Annotated in this window: 26 protein-coding genes; 14 read left to right on the top strand and 12 right to left on the bottom strand. The window is 71.9% G+C overall.

The annotated features are described in order from the left end of the window. Position 1 precedes the first annotated feature (1 nt). Positions 2–625 (bottom strand): class F sortase, encoded by a 624-nt coding sequence (locus ACFYM0_RS20090; protein WP_388503118.1) that lies wholly within the window; start codon positions 623–625, stop codon positions 2–4. An 83-nt stretch (positions 626–708) separates the two neighbouring features. After that, positions 709–1,635: a hypothetical protein gene (locus ACFYM0_RS20085; RefSeq protein ID WP_388503116.1), complete on the bottom strand. Its 927-nt coding sequence runs from the start codon at positions 1,633–1,635 to the stop codon at positions 709–711. Between the two features lie 243 nt (positions 1,636–1,878). Between ACFYM0_RS20085 and deoC the strand changes: the two genes are divergently transcribed. The 3 genes from deoC to ACFYM0_RS20070 are packed head-to-tail and all read left to right on the top strand — an operon-like array spanning position 1,879 to position 5,192. After that, positions 1,879–2,841, top strand: a complete 963-nt coding sequence (gene deoC, locus ACFYM0_RS20080; RefSeq protein WP_327309291.1) for a deoxyribose-phosphate aldolase — start codon at positions 1,879–1,881, stop codon at positions 2,839–2,841. Between the two features lie 4 nt (positions 2,842–2,845). Further along, on the top strand, positions 2,846–4,291 hold the full coding sequence (locus tag ACFYM0_RS20075) for an aldehyde dehydrogenase family protein (protein ID WP_388503113.1): 1,446 nt from the start codon (positions 2,846–2,848) through the stop codon (positions 4,289–4,291). Continuing rightward, complete coding sequence (locus ACFYM0_RS20070) at positions 4,284–5,192, top strand: aldehyde dehydrogenase family protein (RefSeq protein ID WP_388503110.1); 909 nt, start codon at positions 4,284–4,286, stop codon at positions 5,190–5,192. Before ACFYM0_RS20075 ends, ACFYM0_RS20070 begins: the two co-directional genes overlap by 8 nt. A 72-nt stretch (positions 5,193–5,264) precedes the next feature. On the opposite strand, the gene ACFYM0_RS20065 is transcribed toward ACFYM0_RS20070, so the two are convergent. After that, complete coding sequence (locus ACFYM0_RS20065; RefSeq protein ID WP_388503108.1) at positions 5,265–5,621, bottom strand: hypothetical protein; 357 nt, start codon at positions 5,619–5,621, stop codon at positions 5,265–5,267. Between the two features lie 276 nt (positions 5,622–5,897). On the opposite strand from ACFYM0_RS20065, the gene ACFYM0_RS20060 reads away from it, so the two are divergent. Next, entirely contained in the window at positions 5,898–6,530 is a 633-nt protein-coding gene (locus ACFYM0_RS20060; RefSeq protein WP_388503105.1) for a uridine kinase, read from the top strand. Between the two features lie 137 nt (positions 6,531–6,667). Here ACFYM0_RS20060 and ACFYM0_RS20055 read toward each other — a convergent pair whose 3' ends face one another. Further along, entirely contained in the window at positions 6,668–7,387 is a 720-nt protein-coding gene (locus ACFYM0_RS20055; RefSeq protein WP_327254608.1) for a SigE family RNA polymerase sigma factor, read from the bottom strand. Positions 7,388–7,564: 177 nt separating this feature from the next. Between ACFYM0_RS20055 and afsQ1 the strand changes: the two genes are divergently transcribed. The 3 genes from afsQ1 to ACFYM0_RS20040 are packed head-to-tail and all read left to right on the top strand — an operon-like array spanning position 7,565 to position 10,396. Further along, positions 7,565–8,242, top strand: a complete 678-nt coding sequence (gene afsQ1, locus ACFYM0_RS20050) for a two-component system response regulator AfsQ1 (protein WP_243333801.1) — start codon at positions 7,565–7,567, stop codon at positions 8,240–8,242. Beyond that, a complete protein-coding gene (locus tag ACFYM0_RS20045; protein WP_388503102.1) occupies positions 8,239–9,726 on the top strand; it encodes an ATP-binding protein in 1,488 nt (495 codons plus the stop codon). The genes afsQ1 and ACFYM0_RS20045 overlap by 4 nt, the downstream gene beginning before the upstream one ends. Then, on the top strand, positions 9,707–10,396 hold the full coding sequence (locus ACFYM0_RS20040; protein ID WP_388503100.1) for a hypothetical protein: 690 nt from the start codon (positions 9,707–9,709) through the stop codon (positions 10,394–10,396). Before ACFYM0_RS20045 ends, ACFYM0_RS20040 begins: the two co-directional genes overlap by 20 nt. Before the next feature lie 97 nt (positions 10,397–10,493). Here the strand turns inward: ACFYM0_RS20040 and ACFYM0_RS20035 are convergent, their stop codons facing one another. The 3 genes from ACFYM0_RS20035 to ACFYM0_RS20025 all read right to left on the bottom strand — a co-directional run bounded on the left by ACFYM0_RS20035 (position 10,494) and on the right by ACFYM0_RS20025 (position 13,610). Further along, positions 10,494–12,143, bottom strand: a complete 1,650-nt coding sequence (locus ACFYM0_RS20035; RefSeq protein WP_388503604.1) for a phospho-sugar mutase — start codon at positions 12,141–12,143, stop codon at positions 10,494–10,496. A gap of 78 nt (positions 12,144–12,221) precedes the next feature. Beyond that, positions 12,222–13,028 (bottom strand): purine-nucleoside phosphorylase, encoded by an 807-nt coding sequence (locus ACFYM0_RS20030; RefSeq protein WP_388503098.1) that lies wholly within the window; start codon positions 13,026–13,028, stop codon positions 12,222–12,224. Positions 13,029–13,172: 144 nt separating this feature from the next. Further along, entirely contained in the window at positions 13,173–13,610 is a 438-nt protein-coding gene (locus ACFYM0_RS20025) for a gamma-glutamylcyclotransferase (RefSeq protein ID WP_112449900.1), read from the bottom strand. A 198-nt stretch (positions 13,611–13,808) separates the two neighbouring features. On the opposite strand from ACFYM0_RS20025, the gene ACFYM0_RS20020 reads away from it, so the two are divergent. Both ACFYM0_RS20020 and ACFYM0_RS20015 read left to right on the top strand, forming a co-directional pair. Continuing rightward, positions 13,809–15,248: an NAD(P)H-quinone dehydrogenase gene (locus tag ACFYM0_RS20020; RefSeq protein WP_327254612.1), complete on the top strand. Its 1,440-nt coding sequence runs from the start codon at positions 13,809–13,811 to the stop codon at positions 15,246–15,248. A gap of 175 nt (positions 15,249–15,423) precedes the next feature. Continuing rightward, positions 15,424–16,377 (top strand): DeoR/GlpR family DNA-binding transcription regulator, encoded by a 954-nt coding sequence (locus ACFYM0_RS20015; RefSeq protein WP_388503095.1) that lies wholly within the window; start codon positions 15,424–15,426, stop codon positions 16,375–16,377. A gap of 72 nt (positions 16,378–16,449) precedes the next feature. Here the strand turns inward: ACFYM0_RS20015 and ACFYM0_RS20010 are convergent, their stop codons facing one another. Beyond that, positions 16,450–18,204: a biotin carboxylase N-terminal domain-containing protein gene (locus ACFYM0_RS20010; RefSeq protein WP_327254614.1), complete on the bottom strand. Its 1,755-nt coding sequence runs from the start codon at positions 18,202–18,204 to the stop codon at positions 16,450–16,452. Positions 18,205–18,646: 442 nt separating this feature from the next. Between ACFYM0_RS20010 and ACFYM0_RS20005 the strand changes: the two genes are divergently transcribed. Then, positions 18,647–19,207 carry a hypothetical protein gene (locus tag ACFYM0_RS20005; protein WP_388503093.1) on the top strand — a complete coding sequence of 187 codons (561 nt, stop codon included), beginning with the start codon at positions 18,647–18,649 and terminating at the stop codon, positions 19,205–19,207. Here the strand turns inward: ACFYM0_RS20005 and ACFYM0_RS20000 are convergent. The 4 genes from ACFYM0_RS20000 to ACFYM0_RS19985 form a co-directional block, all read right to left on the bottom strand. After that, positions 19,188–19,796, bottom strand: coding sequence for a Maf family protein (locus ACFYM0_RS20000; protein ID WP_388503091.1), 609 nt, complete (start codon positions 19,794–19,796; stop codon positions 19,188–19,190). The genes ACFYM0_RS20005 and ACFYM0_RS20000 overlap by 20 nt on opposite strands. Before the next feature lie 102 nt (positions 19,797–19,898). After that, the gene (gene mmpB, locus ACFYM0_RS19995; RefSeq protein WP_279346700.1) at positions 19,899–20,033 is read right to left on the bottom strand and encodes a morphogenic membrane protein MmpB; all 135 of its coding nucleotides are present in this window, start codon (positions 20,031–20,033) and stop codon (positions 19,899–19,901) included. 94 nt (positions 20,034–20,127) lie between these two features. Then, positions 20,128–20,337 (bottom strand): acyl-CoA carboxylase subunit epsilon, encoded by a 210-nt coding sequence (locus ACFYM0_RS19990; RefSeq protein ID WP_327254617.1) that lies wholly within the window; start codon positions 20,335–20,337, stop codon positions 20,128–20,130. Positions 20,338–20,356: 19 nt separating this feature from the next. Beyond that, positions 20,357–21,952 (bottom strand): acyl-CoA carboxylase subunit beta, encoded by a 1,596-nt coding sequence (locus ACFYM0_RS19985; protein WP_327254618.1) that lies wholly within the window; start codon positions 21,950–21,952, stop codon positions 20,357–20,359. Between the two features lie 131 nt (positions 21,953–22,083). Here ACFYM0_RS19985 and ACFYM0_RS19980 point away from each other — a divergent pair, with 131 nt between their 5' ends. From ACFYM0_RS19980 to ACFYM0_RS19965, 4 genes are all read left to right on the top strand, one after another. Next, positions 22,084–22,962 (top strand): biotin--[acetyl-CoA-carboxylase] ligase, encoded by an 879-nt coding sequence (locus tag ACFYM0_RS19980; protein WP_388503086.1) that lies wholly within the window; start codon positions 22,084–22,086, stop codon positions 22,960–22,962. Between the two features lie 250 nt (positions 22,963–23,212). Next, positions 23,213–24,304, top strand: a complete 1,092-nt coding sequence (locus tag ACFYM0_RS19975; RefSeq protein ID WP_388503601.1) for an adenylate/guanylate cyclase domain-containing protein — start codon at positions 23,213–23,215, stop codon at positions 24,302–24,304. A gap of 24 nt (positions 24,305–24,328) precedes the next feature. Beyond that, entirely contained in the window at positions 24,329–25,111 is a 783-nt protein-coding gene (locus ACFYM0_RS19970) for an enoyl-CoA hydratase/isomerase family protein (RefSeq protein ID WP_388503083.1), read from the top strand. 119 nt (positions 25,112–25,230) lie between these two features. After that, a complete protein-coding gene (locus ACFYM0_RS19965; RefSeq protein WP_388503081.1) occupies positions 25,231–26,349 on the top strand; it encodes a diguanylate cyclase domain-containing protein in 1,119 nt (372 codons plus the stop codon). Positions 26,350–26,370: the final 21 nt, after the last annotated feature.

The raw sequence follows: 26,370 nt of genomic DNA, 5'->3' as shown, positions 1-26,370 counted from the left end.
CTCAGCCCACGAGATCGGCGTACAGGATGATGTTGTCGGGACGGTGACCGTCGGTGATTTCACCGCCGCAGGTGATCACGCGCAGCTCGGGGCGGGCGGTGTTCCCGTAGACCTTGTCGGTGGGGAAGTGCTTCTTGTCGACCTGCTCCAGCTCGCGGACGCGGAACACGGCGGTGCTGCCGTCCTCGCGGGAGACGGTCACCTCGTCGCCGATGCGGACCTTGGAGACATCCCTGAGCACGGCGGGGCCGCGGGCGGTGTCGAAGTGGCCGATCAGCACGGCGGGCCCGGTCTCCCCGGGGGTGACGCCCTTGTCGTACCAGCCGATCTTGTCCCCGTCGGCCACGGAGGGCACCTCGACGGTGCCGTCGGCGGCCAGGCCGAGCGACAGCAGCGGCGAAGCGTCGACCCCGGCCGCGGGGATCCGCACGCGTACGGGTGCGGAGGCGGGCTTCGGAGCGGCCGGGGCCGTGGCGGCCGGAGCGGACGTGGGGGCGACGGCGGGCGGTGCGGAGGCCGTGGCCGGGGCCACGGGCGCGGCGCCGGGCGTGGCGCCGCCGCAGCCGGTCAGCGCGGCGGCGAGGAGGACGGCGGCGATCAGCGGCCGGGCGGTACGGCGGGTCATGGGAGGCTCCGGCGGAACGGGCCGAGGCGGGCCACCCGAGGGTGGCCCGCCGGAGGCGAGTCGAGATCTGAACGGGTTGCGCGTCAGCCCTGGGCGCGGCGGCGGCGCAGGAACACGCTCGCGCCGAGCGCACCGAAGACCGTGACCAGACCGGCGCCGGCCGCCAGCGTGGTGGTGTTGTCGGTGTCGGCGATGCTCTCGACCGGCAGCTCGGCACCCGCGGCCACCGGGCCCTTGGGGACGACGCTGGTCTGCGCGCCCGGCTTCGGCTTCGGCTTCGGCGCGGGCTGCGAGCCCTGCTCCTCGGTGGTCTGGTAGTCGAGCTTGCAGCCCTTGGGGAGCGCGGGGAAGGAGGCGCTCTTGAACGAGGTCTCCTCGACCTGGTACTTCCACCGGAAGACGGGCTTGGCGCCGCTCGGGTTGTCGATGCGCACGGAGTCCGTCTTCGGGCTCTTGGGGTGGGTGCGGTCCAGGGTCACCGTGAAGGGCGCCCCTTCCAGGTTGTTCACCACGGCCTTCGGGCCCTTGGGGGACATCGTCAGCTCTGCGGCCCGGTACTCGCCGAGCCGCACCGTCTTGACCTCGGAGACGCAGGACGCGGGCGAGGTGGCCGTGCCCTTCGGCAGCGGGTAGGACTTGGTGGTGCCGCCCTCGGCCGTCACCACGACCACGGTGAGGACCGGCTCGGCCGTCTGGGCCTTGGTGAGGGTGAAGGTCGTGCCCTGGCGCGAGAAGACCGTGTGGGAGCGGTCGAGGGTCGTCATCGCCTTGGGCTGGGTCACGCCGTCCACCACGATGTGGATGGTGACGCGCGGGCCCTGGGCCGCGGAGTTGCTCATGTGCGCCATCAGGTTGTCGCCGATGTCCACCTTCACGACGGACCCGGCCGCTGCCGTCGTCCCTGCCACGGTGTGCGGAACAGGTGCGGCGAACGCGGTGCCTGCGACGGGTGCGAGCATCGCGCCGGCGACCGCGGCGGTGACGATCGAGGTGCGGAGGGCGGTACGCATAACGACTCCAGAAGCGTGGGTGAGGAAAAGTGGAAGAGAGTCGCATGCCGCGTTGAGTCTGTTCGGCGGGTTCACCGGGTCAGGTGTGGCGGGCTGCTGAGAAAGAATTTACGGATCTCGTGCGTGTGAACGATCTTCTTCGTGTCATGGCCGCGTAACAGCAAACGGGGTGTCCGATTCCGAATGAATCGGGGGGAGGGGGTGACAGGCCGCTACGCGCGTAGATATGCTCATGTGGTGACCATGCCCACCACCCTCACCGCATTCGCTGACGTGACGACGTCCGACAGTGCGCTGCGCCGCTTCCTGCACGGGCTGCCCGGCGTCGACGCTGTCGGCCTGGAGGCCCGCGCGGCCTCCCTCGGCACCCGTTCGATCAAGACGACGGCCAAGGCGTACGCCATCGACCTGGCCATCTCGATGATCGACCTGACGACGCTGGAAGGCGCGGATACCCCGGGCAAGGTCCGGGCGCTCTCCGCCAAGGCAGCCAACCCCGATCCGACCGACCGCACCACGCCCATGACGGCCGCCGTCTGCGTGTACCCCGACATGGTGGCCACCGCCAAGGCCGCCCTGAACGGTGCCGACGTCAAGGTCGCCTCCGTCGCCACCGCCTTCCCGGCCGGCCGCGCGGCCCTGCCCGTCAAGCTCGCCGACACGGCCGACGCCGTGGCCGCCGGCGCCGACGAGATCGACATGGTCATCGACCGTGGCGCCTTCCTCGCCGGCCGTTACCTCGACACCTACGAGCTGATCCGCTCCGTCAAGGCGGCCTGTGTCCGCCCCGACGGCAGCGCGGCCCGGCTCAAGGTGATCTTCGAGACCGGCGAGCTGTCCACGTACGACAACATCCGCCGCGCCTCCTGGATCGGCATGATGGCCGGGGCCGACTTCATCAAGACGTCCACCGGCAAGGTCGGGGTCAACGCGACGCCCGCGAACACACTCCTCATGCTCGAAGCCGTCCGCGACTTCAAGGCGCAGACTGGAATCCAGATCGGCGTGAAGCCGGCCGGCGGCATCCGGACCACCAAGGACGCGATCAAGTTCCTGGTCCTGGTCAACGAGACCGTGGGCGAGGACTGGCTGTCCAACCACTGGTTCCGCTTCGGAGCCTCCAGCCTGCTCAACGACCTGTTGATGCAGCGCCAGAAGCTGAGCACCGGCCGTTACTCCGGTCCCGACTACGTGACGGTGGACTGAGACCATGAAGACGCAGACATCCGCTTTCGAGTACGCACCCGCCCCCGAGTCCCGCTCCGTCGTCGACATCGCACCCTCCTACGGGCTGTTCATCGACGGCGAGTTCACCGACGCGGCGGACGGCAAGGTCTTCAAGACCGTCTCCCCGGCCTCCGAAGAGGTCCTCTCCGAGATCGCGCAGGCCGGCGCCGCCGACGTGGACCGCGCGGTGAAGGCCGCCCGCAAGGCCTTCGAGAAGTGGTCCGCGCTGCCCGGCTCCGAGCGCGCCAAGTACCTCTTCCGCATCGCCCGGATCATCCAGGAGCGCAGCCGCGAGCTGGCCGTCCTGGAGACCCTCGACAACGGCAAGCCGATCCGGGAGACCCGCGACGCGGACCTCCCGCTCGTCGCCGCGCACTTCTTCTACTACGCGGGCTGGGCCGACAAGCTCGACCACGCGGGCTACGGCGCCAATCCGCGCCCCCTCGGCGTGGCCGGCCAGGTCATCCCGTGGAACTTCCCGCTGATGATGCTCGCCTGGAAGATCGCCCCGGCGCTCGCCACGGGCAACACGGTCGTGCTCAAGCCGGCCCAGACGACCCCGCTCTCGGCGCTGTTCTTCGCGGACATCTGCCGCCAGGCCGGCCTGCCCAAGGGCGTCGTCAACATCCTTCCCGGGTACGGGGACGCGGGCGCGGCCCTCGTCGAGCACCCGGACGTGAACAAGGTCGCCTTCACCGGCTCCACCGCCGTCGGCAAGGCCATCGCGCGCCAGGTCGCCGGTACCTCCAAGAAGCTCACCCTGGAGCTGGGCGGCAAGGGCGCCAACATCGTCTTCGACGACGCCCCCATCGACCAGGCCGTCGAGGGCATCGTCAGCGGCATCTTCTTCAACCAGGGCCAGGTCTGCTGCGCGGGCTCGCGCCTCCTGGTCCAGGAGTCGATCCACGACGAGCTGATCGACTCGCTCAAGCGCCGGCTGACCACGCTGCGCCTGGGCGACCCGCTCGACAAGAACACCGACATCGGCGCGATCAACTCCGCCGAGCAGCTCGCCCGGATCACCGCCCTCGCGGACACCGGCGAGGCGGAGGGCGCCGAGCGCTGGTCGGCGCCGTGCGAACTGCCGAACGCCGGCTACTGGTTCGCCCCGACGCTGTTCACGAACGTCTCGCAGTCGCACACCGTCGCCCGTGACGAGATCTTCGGCCCGGTGCTGTCGGTGCTGACCTTCCGTACGCCCGACGAGGCCGTCGCCAAGGCCAACAACAGCCAGTACGGCCTGTCCGCCGGCATCTGGACGGAGAAGGGCAGCCGCATCCTCGCGGTCGCCAACAAGCTCCGCGCGGGTGTGGTGTGGGCCAATACGTTCAACAAGTTCGACCCGGCCTCGCCCTTCGGCGGCTACAAGGAGTCGGGCTTCGGGCGCGAAGGCGGCCGCCACGGCCTGGAGGGCTACCTCGATGTCTGAGTCTTCTTCGTCTTCTTCGACGCGTCTGAGCGTCTTCAAGACCTACAAGCTGTACGTCGGGGGCAAGTTCCCCCGCTCCGAGAGCGGCCGGGTGTACGAGGTGAGTGACTCGAAGGGCAAGTGGCTGGCCAACGCCCCGCTGTCCTCCCGCAAGGACGCCCGTGACGCGGTCGTCGCCGCCCGCAAGGCCTTCGGCGGCTGGTCGGGCGCGACCGCGTACAACCGCGGCCAGATCCTCTACCGCATCGCCGAGATGCTGGAGGGCCGCCGCGACCAGTTCGTCCGCGAGGTGGCCGAGGCGGAAGGACTGTCGAAGTCCAAGGCCGCTTCCGCCGTCGACGCGGCCATCGACCGCTGGGTCTGGTACGCGGGCTGGACCGACAAGATCGGCCAGATCGTCGGCGGGGCCAACCCGGTCGCGGGCCCGTACTTCAACCTCTCCACCCCGGAGCCGACCGGTGTCGTCACGGTCGTCGCCCCGCAGGCCTCGTCCTTCCTCGGCCTGGTCTCCGTGATCGCCCCGGTGATCGCCACCGGCAACACGGTCGTCGTCATCGCCTCCGAGAAGGCGCCGCTCCCGGCGCTCTCCCTCGGTGAGGTCCTGGCCACCTCCGACCTACCCGGCGGCGTGATCAACATCCTGTCCGGCAAGGCCGCCGAGATGGGCCCGCACCTGGCGTCCCACCAGGACGTCAACGCGATCGACCTGGCGGGCGCCGACGAGGCGCTGGCCAAGGAGCTGGAGATCGCGGCCGCGGACAACCTCAAGCGCGTCCTGCGTCCACAGCCTGTGGACGACTGGAGCGCGGACCCGGGCACGGCGCGCATGACGGCGTTCCTGGAGACCAAGACCGTCTGGCACCCGACCGGGTCGCTGGGCGCGGGCGGATCCTCGTACTAAGAGGTCCCTCCCCCGAAGACGGGCCCCGGCAGTGTCCCCCGCGCTGCCGGGGCCTCTTCATGCCCGCAGGGGCTACTTGCCGCCCGTCAGGGGGCCCAGGAGGGACGACGCCGCGGCGGTGGGCAGCTCGCCGACCGACGGCCCCCGGGTCAGGATGCCCGTGACCATGCCGGTGCCGACCGAGGGGAAATCCGCGACCTTGGTGGCGACGCCGTTGTCGAGGGGGTCCACGCCGGTGTGGGCCAGCGGATTCACCTTGAGGTTCGAGATCGGGTCGGAGACCCCCGCGAGGGCCGCCGGAACATCGAGCTCGCCCGCCTGGGCGCCGCCGGCGGCCATCGCGAGGGCCGCGCCGGCCATCGAGAGGGTCAGGCCTGCGGTGCGCAGCGCCTTGGTGTGGGGTGCTTTGGGAGCTGCGTGACGTGCCATGGATTCCCGCCTGTGGGCTCGTGTGCTGACGTGGTCGTGCGCGCACGCAGCGTAGCGAGACGGGGTGGCTCACCGGTATCTCGACCGGGGTGCCATCACTCGTTCGAGGAGATCCCTCGGGGATCACCATGAAGCACGTGATGCTCGTCCGGGCAGGTCCCGACCCGGCCGGTGCTGATCGCGGAAAACCTGCCGGCCCGTCGGGCCGCCAGGCCGCGTGAGCCGGGAATCCCCCTCTTTTGTCTTTGGGAGGGGGAGGAGTCAAACTGTTGTTCCGTGAGCTGCTCCTCTCCTTTGCCGACGCGTGTCGTCCTGCTGACCGGACCCTCGGGCTCCGGCAAGTCCTCGCTGGCGGCCCGTTCGGGCCTGCCCGTGCTGCGCCTGGACGACTTCTACAAGGACGGCGACGACCCCACCCTCCCGCTCGTCGAGGGCAGTGCCGACATCGACTGGGACTCCCCGCGGTCCTGGGACGCGGAGGCGGCCGTGGCCGCGATCGCCGCGCTGTGCGCGGCCGGGCGGACCGAGGTCCCCGTCTACGACATCGCCACCTCCTCGCGGACCGGTACGGAGGCGCTGGACATCTCCCGGACCCCGCTGTTCATAGCGGAGGGGATCTTCGCGGCGGACGTCGTGGGCCGGTGTCAGGAGCTGGGGCTGCTGGCGGACGCCATCTGCTTGCGCGGGCGGCCCAGCACCACCTTCCGGCGCCGGCTGGCCCGGGACCTGCGCGAGGGCCGCAAGTCGGTGCCGATGCTCCTGCGGCGGGGCTGGCGGCTGATGCGGGCCGAGCGGGGCATCGTGGCCCGGCACACCGCGCTGGGCGCGCACGCCTGTGGCCGTGACGAGGCGCTCGGCCGGCTCGCCGCAGCAGCGGCCGGACGGCACCGGGCCGCGGCTCCGGCGTAGCCGGGACGCGAAAACGGGACGTGAAAAGGCGGGACCCTGCGGACCCCCGGCCGCATGATCCCGCCTTTTTCCCCCGTGGCCCCCGTCCCACCCCCGTGGGACGGGCCCCCTGGCCCGATGGTTCCGTGTGGCCGCCGTTACGCGACCAGGTCCTCGAAGGACTCCGACTCGTCGCGGCCGAAGCTCAGCGCCTCGTCCTCGCGCATGCGGCGCAGCGAACGCCAGATGCTCGACTTCACCGTGCCGACGCTGATGCCCAGGATCTCCGCGATCTCCGGGTCGGTGCGGCCCTCGTAGTACCGGAGCACCAGCATCGTGCGCTGCGGCTCCGGGATGCGGGTGAGCGCCTGCCACAGCACGGCACGCAGCTCCGTACCGCCCATGGCGTCCGTGTCCGAGGCCGTCTCCGGCAGCTCTTCCGTCGGGTACTCGTTGAGCTTGCGCCGGCGCCAGGCGCTGATGTGCAGGTTCGTCATCGTGCGGCGCAGGTACCCGCCGACGGCGGCCTTGTCGCTGATGCGGTCCCAGGCGCGGTACGTGGAGAACAGCGCGGTCTGCAGCAGGTCCTCGGCCTCGTAGCGGTCGCCGGTCAGGTGGAAGGCCGTCGCGTAGAGGGCGGCCCGCCGCTCCTGGACGTACGCCGTGAACTCGGCTTCGTTGGAGGAGTCCGGGACGTCCGGGGAGCCCGCCGTGCGCTGGGCGGGGACGGAGGGGCGCTCGTAGGTCTTCGCGTCGATGGCCACCACGTGCGCCGGCCGCCGGGAAGGGGCCGTCGCCGTACGGATTGCCGTGCGGCGGTTCACATCGTGCAGCCGCGTGACAACCGCGCCGGTGCTGGTGCTGTGCAGCGTGTTCATCTCGCGCCCCCCGTCGTGGAGTCTGTCTGGTCCGTTGCCAAGAAGACTGCCCGCCCGACATAACCGGGGTGTCCTTCGACTGTCACAGGCCTGTCACAGGGACCCCGCAGGAGTCGTGCCGGGATTGGAAGCGCAGGGCGGTCGAAGTCCCGAGGGGCGATGGGACAGAATGAGGCCGTGCCTTTCCTGTTGCTCATCGAGGACGACGACGCCATCCGCACGGCCCTCGAACTCTCCCTGTCACGCCAGGGCCACCGTGTGGCCACCGCGGCGACGGGCGAGGACGGCCTCAAACTGCTGCGCGAGCAGCGGCCCGACCTGATCGTGCTCGACGTCATGCTGCCCGGCATCGACGGCTTCGAGGTGTGCCGGCGCATCCGCCGCACCGACCAGCTGCCGATCATCCTGCTCACCGCGCGCAACGACGACATCGACGTGGTCGTCGGCCTGGAGTCGGGAGCCGACGACTACGTCGTCAAGCCCGTCCAGGGGCGGGTGCTCGACGCCCGCATCCGGGCCGTGCTGCGCCGCGGCGAGCGCGAGGCCACCGACTCCGCCGTCTTCGGGTCGCTGGTCATCGACCGCAACGCCATGACGGTGACCAAGAACGGCGAGGACCTCCAGCTCACCCCGACCGAGCTGCGGCTGCTCCTGGAGCTCAGCCGCCGGCCCGGCCAGGCGCTCTCCCGCCAGCAGCTGCTGCGGCTGGTGTGGGAGCACGACTACCTCGGTGACTCGCGCCTCGTCGACGCCTGCGTGCAGCGGCTGCGCGCCAAGGTGGAGGAAGTGCCCTCCTCGCCCACCCTGATCCGTACCGTGCGGGGCGTCGGCTACCGACTGGACTCCCCGCAGTGATCAGAGCCCTGTTCGCGGGCCGGCGCTGGACCAGCCTGCGGCTGCGGCTCCTCGTCGTGTTCGCACTGGTCGCGCTGACGGCCGCCGTCTCCGCCTCCGGGATCGCGTACTGGCTCAACCGCGAGGCCGTCCTGACCCGGACCCAGGACGCCGCCCTCGGCGACTTCCGGCAGGAGATGCAGGACCGCGCAGCGGCGCTGCCCGCCGACCCGACGCAGGACGAGCTGCAGCACACCGCCGAGATGATGGCGGGCAGCAGCCCCGGCTACAGCGTGCTGCTGGTGGACGAGAAGGACGGCCGCAAGGTGGCCGGCACCGCCGGTCCCGACGCCTTCTCGCTGGCCGACGTGCCGAAGTCCCTCCAGCACGCCGTCGACGACCGGCAGAAGACCACTTCGGCCAACGACGCCGAGTACCACGTGTACTGGCAGCGGACGAAGCCGAATGGGAACCCTTACCTGGTCGGCGGCACCCGGATCGTGGGCGGCGGCCCGACCGGCTACATGTACAAGTCCCTCGCCCAGGAGCGCGACGACCTCAACGCCCTGGCCTGGTCGCTGACCATCGCCACCGGACTCGCGCTGCTCGGGTCCGCGCTGCTCGCGCAGGCCGCGGCCCGTACGGTGCTGCGGCCCGTGCAGCGGCTCGGCGACGCGGCGCGCCGGCTCGGCGAGGGGGAGCTGGACCACCGGCTGGAGGTGTCCGGGACGGACGAACTCGCCGACCTGGCCCACACCTTCAACAAGACGGCGGAGGCGTTGGAGAAGAAGGTCGCCGACATGAGCGCGCGGGAGGAGTCCAGCCGGCGGTTCGTCGCGGACATGTCCCACGAACTGCGCACGCCGCTGACGGCGCTGACGGCGGTCGCCGAGGTGCTGGAGGACGAGGTCGACGACCTCGATCCGATGATCGCACCGGCGGTGGGTCTGGTCGTGAGCGAGACCAGGCGGCTGAACGACCTCGTGGAGAACCTCATGGAGGTCACCCGCTTCGACGCGGGGACGGCGCGGCTGGTGCTCGACGACGTGGACGTCGCCGACCAGGTGACGGCGTGCATCGACACGCGGGCGTGGCTCGACGCGGTCGAACTCGACGCGGAGCGCGGGATCGTGGCGCGGCTGGACCCGCGGCGGCTCGACGTGATCCTGGCCAACCTGATCGGCAACGCGCTCAAGCACGGCGGATCGCCGGTACGGGTCTCCATCCGGGTGGAGGGGGACTGGCTGGTCATGGCCGTACGGGACAACGGGCCCGGCATCCCCGAGGCCGTACTGCCGCACGTCTTCGACCGGTTCTACAAGGCGAGCGCGTCGCGCCCGAAGTCGGACGGAAGCGGTCTCGGCCTGTCCATCGCGATGGAGAACGCGCACATCCACGGCGGCGACATCACCGCGGAGAACGGGGCGGAGGGCGGTGCGCTGTTCACGCTGCGGCTGCCGGTGGACGTGGGGAAGGTGATCGCCGGTGACGACGACGAGGCGTAGGACGGCGGAGCCCGGGACCGCGCGGCGCGGCGCGACGGCCGCGGTGGCGGTCCTGGGCCTGCTGTCCCTGGGACTCCTGTCGGGGTGCGGGATCCGCGCGACCACCGTGCCGGTGGACGTGGGCCCGGCGCCCTCGCGGGTCTCGTGCAAGACCCCGGCGGGGGCGGCGGCCGGAACGGGCGGGATGCAGGGCGTCCGGACCACGGTGGAACTGGTGTGCGGGGCGCAGCTGGTGGGCGTCCAGCGGGTGGTGCCGGTGCCGGAGAAGCGGCCGGCGCGGGACCTGGCGGTGCTCGTCACCCAGGCACTGCTGGAGGTGCTCCAGCGCGAGCTGTCGGCGGAGGAGCGGGAGGCCGGTTTCACGACCGAGGTACCGGCCCTGCTGACGGCTTCGGCGCCGCGGCCGGGCGATCCGGAGGGCACGGTGCGGCTGAGCCGCAAGCCCGAGGACCTGCCTCCGGTGGCGCTGTCGCAGCTGGTGTGCACGCTCGCGGAGAGCGACGCGGTGTCGGCGAAGCCGGGCCCGGTGGTCCTGGGCGGCCCCGACGCGGATCCGCCGAGGGCCTGGGAGTGCACGGACGCCGTCCGCTCCCGCCCGGAGGCGGTCCCGACGCTGGGCGACGTGGTCCGGCCGACGGCCACGCCCGCGCCCTCGCCCTCGGCTTCCTGACCCGGTCACGACGAAGGCCCCCCGAGCAGGAGCTCGGGGGGCCTTCGTGCTGCCCGGCGGGTCGCCGGACGGAGAGCGGCGCGTCGAGAAGGGGTGGCTAAATGCCGGCCGCCGCCGCGAGGTCCTTCTTGATCGCGTCGAGGACTTCCTGGCCGCGGGCGCGGGCCGGGAGCAGGTCGGAGGCCTCCGCCACCGGAACCACGACCTCCAGGTAGCACTTCAGCTTGGGCTCCGTGCCGGACGGGCGGACGATCACCCGGGCCTTGTAGTCGCCCTCCAGGTAGTAGCGCAGCCCGTCCGTGGGCGGGAGCGTCGCGGTGCCCTCGTTCAGGTCCTCCGCCGAGGTGACCCGCAGGCCCGCCAGCGAGACCGGGGGCTCCGCGCGCAGCGCCGCCATCGCCGAGGCGATGACCGACAGGTCCTCCACGCGGACCGACAGCTGGTCGGTGGCGTGCAGACCGTGCTCCATCGCCAGGTCGTCCAGGAGGTCGGTCAGGGTGCGGCCCTGCTCCTTGAGCTCCGAGGCCAGCTCCGCGACGAGCAGGGCGGCCGTGACGCCGTCCTTGTCGCGGACGCCCTCGGGGTCCACGCAGTAGCCGAGCGCCTCCTCGTACCCGTAGCGCAGGCCCTCGACGCGGGAGATCCACTTGAAGCCCGTGAGGGTCTCCTCGTAGCCCACGCCCGCGGCCTCCGCGATCCGTCCGAGGAGGGAGGAGGAGACGATCGACTCGGCGAAGACGCCCCGCGCCCCCTTGTGCACCAGGTGGGCGGCGAGCAGCGCGCCGACCTCGTCGCCGCGCAGCATCCGCCAGCCGGAGGCCGAGGACGCGTCCGGGACGGCCACCGCGCAGCGGTCCGCGTCCGGGTCGTTGGCGATCACGATGTCGGGGTTCACCCGTGCGGCCGTCGCGAAGGACAGGTCCATCGCGCCCGGCTCCTCCGGGTTGGGGAAGGCCACCGTCGGGAAGGCCGGGTCCGGCTCGGCCTGCTCGGCCACGAGGACCGGGGCCGGGAAGCCGGCACGGGCGAAGGCGGCCAGGACCACGTCCTTGCCCACGCCGTGCATGGCCGTGTAGACGGTCCGCACGCCGCGCGGGGACCCGGGGGTCAGGACGGCGTCCGTACGTGCCAGGTAGGCCTCCAGGACCTCGTCGCCGAGGTCCTGCCAGCCGTCCTCGGCGCGCGGTACGTCGGCCAGCGCGGCGATCGCGTCGATCTGCGCGGCGATCTCGGCGTCGGCCGGGGAGACGATCTGCGAGCCGTCGCCGAGGTAGACCTTGTAGCCGTTGTCCCGGGGCGGGTTGTGGCTCGCGGTCACCTCGACGCCGGCGACGGCGCCCAGGTGCCTTATGGCGTACGCGAGGACGGGCGTCGGCAGCGGCCGGGGCAGGACGGCGGCGCGCAGTCCGGCACCGGTCATCACCGCGGCGGTGTCGCGGGCGAAGTCGGCCGACTTGTAGCGGGCGTCGTAGCCGACGACGACCAGGCCGCCGTCGTGGCCCTGGGCCTTGAGGTAGGCCGCGAGGCCTGCCGCGGCCCGGATCACCACGTTGCGGTTCATCCGCATCGGGCCCGCGCCCAGCTCGCCGCGCAGTCCGGCGGTGCCGAACTGCAGCATGCCGGAGAAGCGGTCCGCGAGCTCGGTCGTGTCACCGGCCTCGATGAGCTTCGCGAGCTCGTCGGCCGTCTCCGGGTCCGGGTCCTCGGCCATCCAGGCCCGGGCCCGCGCGATCAGATCGTCCTGCACGTCCTGCACTACTTCCGCCTTACCTCTCGGTCGTCCGGTCGTCCGGTCGTCGTGCCACCCGGTCGTCCGGTTCGTCGTTCAGATCCGGGCGAGGACCTGGGTGAGCAGCTTGCCCATGCGCGCGGCCGAGTCGCGGCCGGCCTGGAGCACCTCTTCGTGGTTCAGCGGCTCGCCGGAGAGGCCCGCCGCCAGGTTGGTGACCAGGGAGATGCCGAGCACCTCGGCGCCGGCCTCACGGGCGGCGATGGCCTCCAGCACGGTGGACATGCCGACCAGGTCGGCGCCCATGACGCGGATCATGTTGATCTCGGCCGGGGTCTCGTAGTGCGGGCCGGGGAACTGCACGTAGACGCCCTCTTCGAGGGTCTCGTCGATCTCCTTGCACATCGCGCGCAGGCGCGGCGAGTACAGGTCGGTCAGGTCCACGAAGTTCGCGCCGACGATCGGCGAGGTGGCCGTGAGGTTGAGGTGGTCGCTGATCAGGACCGGCTGGCCGGGCTTCATGCCCTCGCGCAGGCCACCGCAGCCGTTGGTCAGGACGACGGTCTTGCAGCCGGCGGCGACGGCCGTGCGCACGCCGTGGGCGACGGCGGCGACGCCGCGGCCCTCGTAGTAGTGGGTCCGGCCGAGGAAGAGCAGGGCGCGCTTCTCGCCGATCTTGTACGAGCGGATCTTGCCGCCGTGGCCCTCGACGGCGGGGGGCGGGAAGCCGGGCAGCTCGGTGACCGGGAACTCGGCCTCGGGCGCGCCCAGCGCCTCCGCGGCGGGGGCCCAGCCGGAGCCCATCACGAGGGCGACATCGTGGGTCTCGGCGCCGGTCAGCTCGCGCAGGCGGGCGGCGGCGGCGTCGGCGGCGGCGAAGGGGTCGGTAACAGATGCGTTCACGCGGAAGAGCGTAGCCGCTCTCGGCCTACGCGCGTAGATGGCACCGCTCACGGTATTCGGATCGTTGCTTTGTCGTTTCCGACCAATTGTCCCGGGCGGGGTGCGCGCGGTGCGCCGGGTGCGCCGGGGTCCTGCGGCCCCGGATCAGCAGGGGCGCTTGCGCAGTTCCATCACGTAGTCGTGCGGAGCGCCCGCGGATTCGGCCGCGTCGGCGAGTTCGCCCAGGTAGCGGGCCGAGGGCAGGCCGCCCTCGTAGCCGTTGAGGACGTACACCCAGGCCGCTTCCTCGCCGTCCAGCGTGTGCACGCGCACCCGCATGCGGCGGTAGATGTCGAGCCCGACGCCCTCCCACCGGTCCATGGAGTCCTCGTCGAGCGGGGCCACGTCGTACAGCGCGACGAAGACCTGGTGGCGCGGCGCCTCGACGATCGTCGCCAGTGCGCCCTCCCAGCCCATCTGCTCGCCGCCGAAAGTCAGCCGCCAGTCGTTGATCCAGCCCGTGCCGCGCAGCGGCGAATGCGGAGCGCGGCGCGTCATCAGCCGCGGGTCGAGGTTGCCGGCGTACGCGGCGTAGAGCGACATGTGGTCGAGGGTACGGGAGGGGCGGCCCCCGCTGCGCTCCCGGCCGCGTACGGGCCCCGCGTCCCGGATGGTGGGACCGGGCGTGAAGCACCTTGATGCGTGCGGGACAATGACGTACGGAATGCATCCCCCGGGGACACCCCCCGGAAGCCCCGGCCGGGGCGGCAGCCGGCCGGGTAGACGTGAGGCGGAGTTTTCGTGACCCGGATCGTGATCATCGGCGGCGGACCCGGCGGGTATGAGGCGGCCCTCGTGGGGGCCCAGCTCGGCGCGGAGGTGACCGTCGTGGACTGCGACGGTCTGGGCGGCGCGTCGGTGCTCACCGACTGCGTGCCCTCCAAGACTCTCATCGCGACCGCCGAGGTCATGACGACCTTCGACTCGTCGTACGAGGAGCTCGGCATCGTCGTCGCGGACGACACCCCGCACATCGAGCAGGCCGCGCGCGTCGTCGGCGTGGACCTCGGCAAGGTGAACCGGCGCGTCAAGCGCCTGGCGCTCGCCCAGTCCCACGACATCACCGCGTCCGTCACCCGGGCCGGCGCCCGGGTCGTACGGGGCCGCGCCAAGCTCGGCGGCCCGCAGGGCATCGACGGCACGCGGGACGTCATCGTCACCGCCGCCGACGGATCCGAGACGATCCTCACCGCCGACGCCGTGCTCATCGCGACCGGCGGGCACCCCCGCGAGATCCCCGACGCGATGCCCGACGGCGAGCGGATCCTGAACTGGACCCAGGTCTACGACCTCGAAGAGCTCCCCGAGGAGCTCATCGTGGTCGGCTCCGGCGTGACCGGCGCCGAGTTCGCCGGCGCGTACCAGGCCCTCGGCTCCCGGGTGACCCTCGTGTCCTCCCGCGACCGCGTGCTCCCCGGCGAGGACCCGGACGCCGCCGCCGTACTGGAGGACGTCTTCCGGCGCCGCGGCATGAACGTCATCGGCCGCTCCCGCGCCGAGTCCGCCAAGCGGGTGGGCGACCGGGTCGAGGTCACCCTCTCCGACGGCCGGGTCATCAGCGGTACGCACTGCCTGATGGCGGTCGGCGCGATCCCGAACACGAGCAACATGAACCTGGAGGAGTCCGGGGTCAAGCTCAAGGAGTCCGGGCACATCTGGACCGACAAGGTCTCCCGCACCTCCTCGCCCGGTGTCTACGCCGCCGGAGACGTGACCGGGATCTTCGCCCTGGCCTCGGTGGCCGCCATGCAGGGGCGCATCGCGATGTACCACTTCCTCGGCGACGCGGTGGCCCCGCTGAACCTGAAGACGGTCTCCTCGAACGTGTTCACCGACCCCGAGATCGCCACCGTCGGCTACACCCAGGCCGACGTGGACTCCGGCAAGATCGACGCCCGCTGCGTGAAGCTCCCGCTGCTGCGCAACCCGCGCGCCAAGATGCAGGGCATCCGGGACGGCTTCGTGAAGCTGTTCTGCCGTCCCGGCACCGGGATCGTCGTGGGCGGCGTGGTCGTCTCCCCGCGTGCGAGCGAGCTCATCCACCCGATCTCGATCGCCGTCGACAACAACCTGACGGTCGAGCAGATCGCAAACGCGTTCACCGTGTACCCCTCGCTGTCCGGTTCGATCGCCGAGGTCGCCCGCCAGCTGCACACGCGGAAGTCCTCCGGCGAGGCGTAAATACCGATAACGGCCCTTGTGTACAAGGGCTTTGGAGCAGGTGGTCGGCCCGTCGCGGAGCAGGTGCGCGGCGGGCCGACGGCGTATACCACTAGTTGCCCCACGGTACGGACAACTTCGGAATTCCGGCGCAAAGAGCTGAAAGCAGATGGTCGTTGGGGTTACTGTCAGTTTCGTGTTCGCTGCAGAACGTCGCCAATTGATCCTCGAAATGGTGCGGGCCAACGGAGCGGTATCGCTCCGGGAGCTCGCCCGCGTCGTCCAGACCTCCGAAGTGACCGTACGGCGGGACGTGCGGGCACTGGAGGCAGAAGGACTCCTCGACCGCCGGCACGGCGGTGCGGTACTGCCGGGCGGTTTCACGCGAGAATCCGGCTTTCCGCAAAAGTCCCATCTCGCGACGGCGGAGAAGACCGCCATCGCCGATGTCGCGGCCGGACTCGTCGAAGAAGGCGAGGCCGTGGTCGTCGGCGCGGGCACCACCACCCAGGAGCTGGCCCGCCGGCTCGCCAGGGTGCCCGGACTCACCGTCGTCACCAACTCGCTGCTCGTCGCACAGGCGCTGGCCCATGCGAACCGGGTGGAGGTGGTGATGACGGGCGGAACCCTGCGCGGTTCCAACTACGCGCTGGTCGGAAGCGGTGCCGAGCAGTCCCTCCAGGGGCTGCGGGTCTCGCGGGCCTTCCTGTCCGGCAGTGGTCTCACCGCCGAGCGCGGGCTGTCCACCTCCAACATGCTCTCCGCGAGCGTGGACCGGGCTCTGGTGCAGGCCGCGGCGGAAGTGGTGGTCCTGGCCGATCACACGAAGCTCGGGACGGACACCATGTTCCAGACCGTGCCCACCGATGTGATCACCCGTCTGGTGACGGACGAGCCGCCGCCGCACGACGATCGGGCCGGTACGGAGCTGCAGGCACTGGCGGACCAGGGCGTGCAGATCACCGTGGCCGGGGGCGCGAGTGCCTCCGGCGGTGGGGAATCGATGGCCGGGCGGCGTCCGCGCCGGGAATCCCCGCTGCCGGTCCAGCGGCGCGGCGGGCCGACGGCGCAGCTCCGTAGCGCGGGGCCGCCGTTGCACGAGCAGCAGGCGAGCGAGCGGGCGCGGGTCGCGGACATGCGGCGCCGGTAGGCCGGAAGACCGCCTCAAACGCCGGAGGGGCTGGATGTGAATCCAGCCCCTCCGGCGTTTGCGTGCGGGACGTCAGTCCTTGATCTCGCAGATGGCCGCGCCCGAGGTGAGCGACGCGCCGACCTCTGCCGCGAGGCCCACGATCGTGCCCGAGCGGTGCGCGTTCAGCGGCTGTTCCATCTTCATGGCTTCGAGGACCACGATCAGGTCGCCCTCGTTGACCTGCTGGCCCTCCTCGACCGCGACCTTCACGATCGTGCCCTGCATGGGCGAGGCCAGGGTGTCGCCGGAAGCGGCCGGGCCGGACTTCTTGGCGGCGCGCCGCTTGGGCTTCGCACCGCCCGCGGCGGCCGTACGGGCCAGGGTCATGCCCAGCGAGGACGGGAGGGAGACCTCCAGGCGCTTGCCGCCGACCTCGACGACCACGGTCTCGCGGCCCGGCTCGTCCTCGGAGTCGTCCGCGGCGGGGACCACGAACGCCGGGATCTCGTTGACGAACTCGGTCTCGATCCAGCGGGTGTGGATCGTGAACGGGTCGGCCGTGAAGGCGGGGTCGACGACGACCGCGCGGTGGAACGGAATGGCCGTGGCCATGCCCTCCACCTCGAACTCGGCCAGCGCGCGCGCCGCCCGCTGCAGGGCCTGCTCGCGCGTGGCACCCGTAACGATGAGCTTGGCGAGGAGGGAGTCCCAGGCGGGGCCGATGACCGAGCCGGACTCGACGCCCGCGTCGAGGCGGACGCCCGGACCGGTCGGCGCGGCGAACTTGGTGACGGTGCCCGGAGCCGGCAGGAAGCCGCGGCCCGGGTCCTCGCCGTTGATGCGGAACTCGAAGGAGTGACCGCGCAGGACCGGGTCCCCGTAGCCGAGCTCCTCGCCGTCGGCGATGCGGAACATCTCGCGGACCAGGTCGATGCCGGTGACCTCTTCGGTGACCGGGTGCTCGACCTGCAGGCGGGTGTTGACCTCCAGGAAGGAGATCAGGCCGTCGGCGGAGACGAGGAACTCGACCGTGCCGGCGCCGACGTAACCGGCTTCCTTCAGGATCGCCTTCGACGCCGCGTACAGCTCGGCGTTCTGGGCCTCGGTCAGGAACGGCGCCGGGGCCTCCTCGACCAGCTTCTGGTGGCGCCGCTGCAGCGAGCAGTCACGGGTGGAGACGACGACCACGTTGCCGTGGGAGTCGGCCAGACACTGGGTCTCCACGTGCCGCGGCTTGTCGAGGTACTGCTCGACGAAGCACTCGCCGCGGCCGAAGGCGGCGACGGCCTCGCGGACGGCGGAGTCGTAGAGCTCCGGGACCTCTTCGAGGGTCCGGGCGACCTTCAGGCCGCGACCGCCGCCGCCGAAGGCGGCCTTGATCGCGATCGGCAGGCCGTGCTCCTTGGCGAAGTCGACGACCTCGTCCGAACCGGAGACCGGGTCGGGCGTGCCGGCCACGAGCGGCGCGCCGGCGCGCAGCGCGATGTGGCGGGCGGCGACCTTGTCGCCCAGGTCGCGGATGGCCTGCGGCGGCGGGCCGATCCAGGTCAGGCCCGCGTCGATGACGGCCTGCGCGAATTCGGCGTTCTCGGAGAGGAAGCCGTATCCGGGATGGATGGCGTCCGCACCGGAATCGGCTGCGGCCTGCAGGATCTTGGACATGTCCAAGTAACTCGCGGCCGGGGTGTCACCGCCCAACGCGAACGCTTCGTCGGCCGCGCGGACGTGCAGAGCGTCCCGGTCCGGGTCGGCGTAGACGGCTACGCTCGCGATCCCGGCATCCCGGCAGGCCCGAGCAACGCGGACTGCGATTTCGCCACGGTTGGCGATGAGCACCTTGCGCACGATGGCTCCCTCCTTGAAACAAGCTGAGTTTAGGGACAGCCCACACGGCCTTTCGACCCTTCCCCAGTGGTGACCTTGCCCACACGGACTGTTATCCGAGTCGACCTCGAGTCGAAAGAACCCTTGTGGCGCCCCATGTCAGGGGGATCCCCGACTGCACAGTAACCCTGCCGTGTGTCCGGGGTCTCTGTTCGCCGGGTCAGCGGGCCGGGGTGATTCTTTGTCGAATCCCTACGAACGGCCCATGGATTCCTTGCACGGGCGCGGTGTCGGCACCGGGGCGGCCCCCGTACGGCACACCGACCGTAACGAAGAGGCCCGGGCCCCTTGTCCGAAGGTTTACCCGTTAGTAGCCTCCAGGCGTCGAACGGGCTTGTGCATGCGGGGTGGGGGCGTCGTGGCTGGTGTGAGTGGTGTGGGTGGAGTGGTGCTGCGGAGATCCGTGGCCGGAGTGACGGTGGTCGTGCTCGTCGTGGAGGCGGCGGTACTCGGCTTCGTCCACCTCGTCCTGGGCCGGACCACCGAGAACCAGTCCATGTCCATCGCGGGCGCCGATCCGGACGTCATGTCCAAAGCAACCTATGCGCTGGGCGCCGGCATGGCCGTGTTCCTGCTGGCCTGCGCGCTGTTCCTGCTCGTCGCCGCGGCCCGCGACCAGGCCCTGGGCGCCTTCGCGCGCGTGCTGCTGATCAGCGCCGCCGTCACCCACGGACTGCTCGGCGCCCTCGTCGTCGGCCTGGTGGGCTGGGGCGCCTTCGCGGTGATGATGCTGATCCTGTGCCTGCTGGTGCTGAGCCTGACGCTCTACGCGGCCAAGGGCGCGGGCGGGGCCGGCGAGGGCGCGGGCGGCCCCGCGGAGGGCTCCACCGGCCCCTGGGACGGCCCCGGCGGCCCGGGCGCCCCGGACGACCGGCCCGAGATCCGGGACGCGCCGCCGGGCCACCCGCTCGCGGACTTCGGGGACTTCGGCAAGCTCGGGGACGTCAAGCCCACAAGTCCGTGATGGACACGCCCAGTTCGCCCAGCAGCGAGCGCATCAGCGGCATGGAGATCCCGATCACATTGCCGTGATCCCCGTCGATGCCCTCGATGAAGGGGGCCGACAGCCCGTCCAGGGTGAACGCCCCCGCCACGTGCAGGGGTTCCCCGCTCGCCACGTACGCCGCCACCTCCGCGTCCGTCGGCTCGCCGAAGCGGACCGTCGTCGACGCCGTGGCCGAAACCCGGCGGCCGCTCGCCGTGTCGATCACGCAGTGCCCGGTGCGCAGCACCCCGGCGCGCCCGCGCATCGACTTCCAGCGGGCCGTGGCCTCCTCGGCGTCCGCCGGCTTGCCCAGCGCCTCGCCGTCCAGCTCCAGCACCGAGTCGCAGCCGATCACCAGGGCGCCCGCGGCCTCGTCCAGGGCCGCCACGACGGCGGCCTTCGCCTCGGCCAGCGCGAGCGCCAGCTCGGCGGGGGAGTCGGCGGTGAGGGCGTCCTCGTCGAACCCGCTCACGATCACGTGCGGGGCGAGCCCGGCCTGCCGCAGCAGGTTCAGCCGGGCGGGCGAAGCGGAGGCGAGGACGAGGGCGTGGCGGGGGGCAGCAGTCATGCCTGCCATCGTAGGGGCGCCCGGCACGCGCCCCGGCGGGTTCGGGCGCTCTGCGGACCGGCCGGGGGCGGCCCGCGGACCGGCCGGGGGCGGGCTGCGGCGCTAGAAACCGCCCACGCCCAGCACGTACACCACGACGACCATCGCGATGACGACGATCACCGTCATCCGCCGGACCATCGCCGCGGCGTCGCGCATGTCCTTCGGCGGCTCGTTCTTCGGGTCTGACCAGAGCATGCTCCGATCCTGTCCCCGGGCACGCCCGTGGCGCCTGAGTACGGGTACTCAGGCGCCACGGGGAGTTCACGCCATCTTCACTCGCGTCCGGCGGCTACGCGGGCCAGTACGTCCGGCCCCACGCGCCCGGTCCGGGGTGCGGCAGGGTGCGGCGGGCCACCCGGCCCGGCGCCGACCACGCGTCGGCCACGCGCTCCGCGCCCGACGGCTCCGACGCGAGGGCCGCCGCGCGCGCTCGGACCACCGCCAGTGCGGCGGCCAGCTCCTCCGGGGTCGGGTTCCCCTTGACGACCTTGATCACCACGGGACTGCCTCCTAGCGTCCTAGAGGGGGATGTTGCCGTGCTTCTTCGGGGGCAGGGACTCCCGCTTGGTGCGCAGCTGCCGCAGCCCCTTCACGATGTGCGCCCGGGTCTCGGACGGCATGGTGACCGCGTCGACGTAGCCGCGCTCGGCGGCCGTGTACGGGTTCAGCAGCGCGTCCTCGTACTCGGTGATGAGCCGCGCCCGGGTCTCCTCGGCGGTGCCGGCCTCCTCCGCTTCGGCGATCGCGCGGCGGTGCAGGATGTTGACCGCGCCCTGCGCGCCCATGACGGCGATCTGCGCCGTCGGCCAGGCGAGGTTGAGGTCGGCGCCCAGGTGCTTGGAGCCCATCACGTCGTAGGCGCCGCCGAAGGCCTTGCGGGTGATGACGGTGATCAGGGGGACGGTCGCCTCGGCGTACGCGTAGATCAGCTTGGCGCCGCGCCGGATGATTCCGTTGTACTCCTGGTCGGTGCCCGGCAGGAAGCCCGGCACGTCGACGAAGGTCAGCACCGGGATGTTGAAGGCGTCGCAGGTCCGGACGAACCGGGCCGCCTTCTCGGAGGCGTCGATGTCCAGACAGCCGGCGAACTGCATCGGCTGGTTGGCGACGACTCCGACCGGGTGCCCCTCGACGCGGCCGAAGCCGGTGAGGATGTTCGGCGCGAAGAGCGACTGGGTCTCCAGGAACTCCGCGTCGTCGAGCACGTGCTCGATCACCTTGTGCATGTCGTACGGCTGGTTCGCGCTGTCCGGGATCAGCACGTCGAGCTCGCGGTCGGTCTCGGAGACCTCGGTGTCGGCCTCCTCGGGGAAGGCCGGGGGCTCGGAGAGGTTGTTCGACGGGAGGTAGGACAGCAGCGACTTCACGTACTCGATGGCGTCCTTCTCGTCACCCGCCATGTGGTGCGCGACGCCGGACGTGCTGTTGTGCGTGCGCGCCCCGCCCAGCTCCTCGAAGCCGACGTCCTCGCCGGTGACGGTCTTGATGACGTCCGGGCCGGTGATGAACATGTGCGAGGTCTGGTCGACCATGACCGTGAAGTCGGTGATGGCCGGGGAGTACACGGCCCCGCCGGCGCACGGGCCGACGACCAGGCTGATCTGCGGGATCACCCCGGAGGCGTGGACGTTGCGGCGGAAGATCTCGCCGTACATGCCGAGCGCGCTGACGCCCTCCTGGATGCGGGCGCCGCCGGAGTCGTTGATGCCGATCAGCGGGCAGCCGGTCTTCAGCGCGAAGTCCATCACCTTCATGATCTTCTGGCCGTAGACCTCGCCGAGGGCCCCGCCGAAGACGGTGAAGTCCTGCGAGAACAGGGCGACGGGGCGCCCGTCGACGGTGCCGTAGCCGGTGACGACGCCGTCGCCGTACGGACGGGTCTTCTCCAGCCCGAAGTTCGTCGACCGGTGCCGGGCGAACTCGTCCAGCTCGACGAAGGACCCCTCGTCCAGCAGCAGGGCCACGCGCTCACGCGCCGTCAGCTTGCCCTTGGCGTGCTGCTTTTCCACCGCCCGCCCGGACCCGGCGTGTGTGGCTTCCTCGACGCGGCGCTGCAGATCCGCGATCTTCCCCGCGGTGGTGTGCATGTCGATCGGCTCTGACGGTTGTGACATCGGGGTCGCGGCTCCCTGCGTGGTGTCAACTGCCTGGTGACTTACTTGGTTCTTACTAGCTACTGGTGCGTAGCGTATCGGCGGGCATGGCGCTCGGCGGTGCGGCGTTTGACACACCTAATCTGGCTTGCATGACGCCATCAGATGCATCAGGCGGGGCTTCGAACGGAGCTTCCGCGGGCCGTTGGTCGAGTCTGGACCGGCCGCCCTTGAACGTTGCCGCGCTGCAGCGGGCCCTCGTGACCGGCGACGGGCTGTGGAGCTCGCTGGAGGTGGTGGGCTCCACCGGGTCCACCAACAGCGATCTCGCCGCGCGGGCCGCGAAGCTGCCCGAGGGGGCCGTGCTCGTCGCCGAGGAGCAGACCGCCGGGCGGGGCAGGCTCGACCGGAGCTGGGTCGCGCCCGCGCGGTCCGGGCTGTTCTTCTCCGTACTCCTCAAGCCCGGGCCCTCGGTGCCGCAGGAGCGGTGGGGCTGGCTGACGCTGCTGGCCGGGGTGGCCGTCGCCACCGGGCTCTCGCGCGCCGCCGGCGTGGACACCGCCCTCAAGTGGCCCAACGACCTGCTGGTCACCGTGGACGGGGAGGAGCGCAAGACCGGCGGGATCCTCGCCGAGCGCGTGGGCGACGGGGTCGTCGTCGGGATCGGCCTCAACGTGACGCTGACCGACGCCGAGCTGCCGGTGGACACCGCCGGGTCGCTGTTCCTGGCCAAGGCCACCGTCACCGACCGGGACCCGCTGCTCAGGGCCGTACTGCGCTCCCTGGAGCAGTGGTACGGGGACTGGCGCGCGGCCGGCGGCGATCCGGCGGCCAGCGGCCTGCAGGAGACGTACGCGGCGGGCTGCGCGACCCTCGGCAAGCACGTGCGGGCCGAGCTGCCCGGCGGGCGCACCCTCACCGGGACGGCCGAAGCGGTGGACGCCGATGGACGGCTCGTCGTACGGACGGCGGAGGACAAGCACGAGGCCGTGGGGGCAGGGGACGTCGTCCATCTGCGGTCCGTGCGGTAGCCCGCGCGGGGCCCGCCCCGGGTGACGGAGTAGGGGAGTGAGCTACGGCACACCTGCCGTATGGTTTAGGCGATCCCGGTCCTCGCGGTGATCACCCGGTTCGGCAGTGCGCACGGCAATGGACAGGAGGCGGCCCTTGACCGTCGACGACCCTCGGTCCAGCGCGCCCGCCCCCGGAGCGGCCACGGGCGGTGCGGGCGGCTCGGGAGGCTCGGGCTCCTCCGGCGGTTCCGGAGTCCACGCCACCCCGATCGGGCGCGAGCAGCACACTCCCCACCACGAGGTCGACCACACGGCGCAGCCGACGGCCGACCCGCTCGCCATCCGCCTGGAGCAGCTGATCCTGGGCGCGGAGCGCCGGTACACCCCCTTCCAGGCGGCCCGTAGCGCCGGGGTCTCGATGGAGCTCGCCTCCCGCTTCTGGCGGGCGATGGGCTTCGCGGACATCGGCCAGGCCAGGGCCCTGACGGAGGCCGACGTACTGGCGCTGCGCCGGCTCGCCGGCCTCGTCGAGGCCGGGCTGCTGAGCGAGCCGATGGCGGTCCAGGTGGCGCGGTCCACCGGGCAGACAACGGCCCGGCTCGCGGAGTGGCAGATCGACTCCTTCCTGGAGGGCCTGACGGAGCCGCCGGAGCCGGGGATGACCCGTACGGAGGTCACGTACCCGCTGGTCGAGCTGTTGCTGCCGGAGCTGGAGGAGTTCCTCGTCTACGTGTGGCGGCGCCAGCTCGCGGCCGCGACCGGGCGGGTCGTCCAGGTGGCGGACGACGAGGAGATGGTCGACCGGCGCCTCGCGGTGGGCTTCGCCGACCTGGTGGGCTTCACGCGCCTGACGCGGCGGCTGGAGGAGGAGGAGCTCGGCGAGCTGGTCGAGTCCTTCGAGACGACTTCGGCGGACCTGGTGGCGGCGCACGGCGGCCGGCTGATCAAGACGCTGGGCGACGAGGTGCTGTACTGCGCCGACGACGCGGCGACGGCGGCGGAGATCGCGCTGCGGCTGATCGAGACGATGGAAGCCGATCCGCAGATGCCGGAGCTGCGCGTGGGCATCGCCTTCGGGACGGTGACCACCCGGATGGGCGACGTCTTCGGGACCACGGTGAACCTGGCCTCGAGGCTGACGTCGATAGCGCCGAAGGACGCGGTCCTGGTGGACGGCGCGATGGCCCAGGAACTGGGCCGCACGGGCGCGGCACCCGTTTCGGAGAAGGAAGCGGAGAACGAGGAGGGCGGCGGCTCCTACCGCTTCGCACTCCAGCCGATGTTCCAGCGGCCGGTGCGCGGCCTGGGCGTCGTGGAGCCCTGGTCGCTGACGCGCAGGACCCCTAAGATCCCCGGATAACGTTCGTTAACCGGGAGGGTCGCCGTGTCCGAATTCGTGGTGGTGCGCAGGCATGAGGGCGGCGTCGCCGAGCTGGTGCTCGACCGGCCCAAGGCGATGAACGCCGTGTCGACCGAGATGGCGCGGGGCATCGGCGCCGCGTGTGCGGAGCTGGCCGCGGACGCGTCGGTACGGGTCGTCGTGCTCTCCTCGACCGCCGAGAGGGCGTTCTGCGTGGGCGCGGACCTCAAGGAGCGCAACTCCTTCTCGGACGCCGAGCTGCTGCGGCAGCGGCCGACCACGCGGGGCGCGTACGGGGGAGTGCTGGAGCTCCCGATGCCGGTGATCGCGGCGGTGCACGGGTTCGCGCTGGGCGGCGGCTTCGAGCTGGCCCTCGCCTGCGATGTCATCGTGGCCGACGAGACGGCCGTCGTCGGGCTGCCCGAGGTGTCGGTGGGAGTCATCCCGGGCGGCGGCGGCACGCAGCTGCTGCCCCGGCGGGTGGGGGCGGCGCGGGCCGCGGAGCTGATCTTCACCGCACGGCGGGTGGAGGCGGCGGAGGCGCTGGACCTGGGGCTGGTGGATTCGGTGGTGCCGGCGGGGTCGGACCGCGAGGCCGCCCTGGCGATGGCCGCGGCGATGGCGGCGAACTCCCCGGTCGGGCTGCGGGCCGCGAAGCGGGCGCTGCGGCTCGGGCACGGCATGGACCTGACGGCCGGGCTGGAGATCGAGGACGCGGCGTGGCGGACGGTGGCCTTCTCGGGTGACCGGGCCGAGGGTGTGGCCGCGTTCAACGAGAAGCGCAAGCCGCAGTGGCCCGGGGTGTGAGGAGGCGGTGAGTCGGAGCGTGTCCGTCCGGCCCCCGATCGTGACCGCGTGTGATCTGGATGCCACCGAATGTCGCGCCAATTGTCACTAAATCGGACAAAACTCCCTAACCTGGGGTGATGGGTGTTGACGGGCGGCTTCGAGCCGTTGTGGGCCTCGCGCAGGCCATGGCGGCCGCGTGCGCGCCGCGGGACAGTGTGCGGGCCGCCGCGCGCGGGGCGAGGCTGGCGATGGACGGGTCGTTCGCCGCGATCTCCGCGTGGGAGCGGGAGCGGGGGCGCCTGCGGGTGCTCGTGAACGAGGGGGAGCGCAGGGACGGGGAGGAGGAGTTCCCTGAGGACGAGTCGTACCCCGTGCACGATTTCCCCGAGATCACGGAGTTCCTGCACGAGCGCTGGGTCGGCGGCGGCGGTCCCCATGCCTGGGTGGACAGCGCGGTCGGGGACCGGCCGGGCCGCCGGGGCGAGGCGCTGCGGCGGCGCGGGCGCGGTACCTGCGTCGTCGCCCCGATCGTGCTGAGCGGGCGGGCCTGGGGCGAGCTGTACGTGGCCCGGGACGAGGGCATGGCGGACTTCGACGAGGACGACGCGGAGTTCGCGACCGTGCTCGCCGCGGTGATCGCGGCCGGGCTGGCGCAGAGCGACCGGCTGGAGGAGGCCCGGCGGCTCGCCTTCACCGACCCGCTGACCGGGCTGGCCAACCGGCGGGCCGTGGACATGCGGCTCGACGAGGCGCTGGAGGAGCACCGCAGGGGCGGGGCCGGCGTCGTGGTGAGCCTGGTCGTCTGTGACTTGAACGGCCTGAAGAAGGTCAACGACACCCTGGGCCACGCGATGGGCGACCGGTTGCTGGAACGGTTCGGCTCCGTGCTCAGCCTGTGCGGGGCGATACTGCCCGGCGCGCTGGTCGCACGGCTGGGCGGGGACGAGTTCTGCCTGGTCAGCGTGGGGCCTTCGGCGGACGAGGTGGTACGGGTCACCGAGGAGGTGTGCCTGCGGGCCGCCGAGCTGGAGCTGGGCGAGGGGGTCGCCTGCGGGGTCGCGTCCACGGGGGACCCGATCGGGCCGGTGAAGTCCTCGCGGCGGTTGTTCCGGCTGGCGGATGCGGCGCAGTACAAGGCGAAGGCGGCGCGGTCGGCGAAGCCGGTGGTGGCGGGGCGGGATACGGCGGTGGTCCGGCTCGCCGACGCGGAGCCCGGGGGGCCGGGGGAGCGGCGGCGGTTCCGGGGCCGGGCCTAGGCCGTCCGGCGGCCGCCCCGC

This window comes from Streptomyces sp. NPDC006487 (assembly GCF_042870555.1).
Lineage (GTDB): Bacteria > Actinomycetota > Actinomycetes > Streptomycetales > Streptomycetaceae > Streptomyces.
This window is presented reverse-complemented; position numbering and strand designations above follow the sequence as displayed.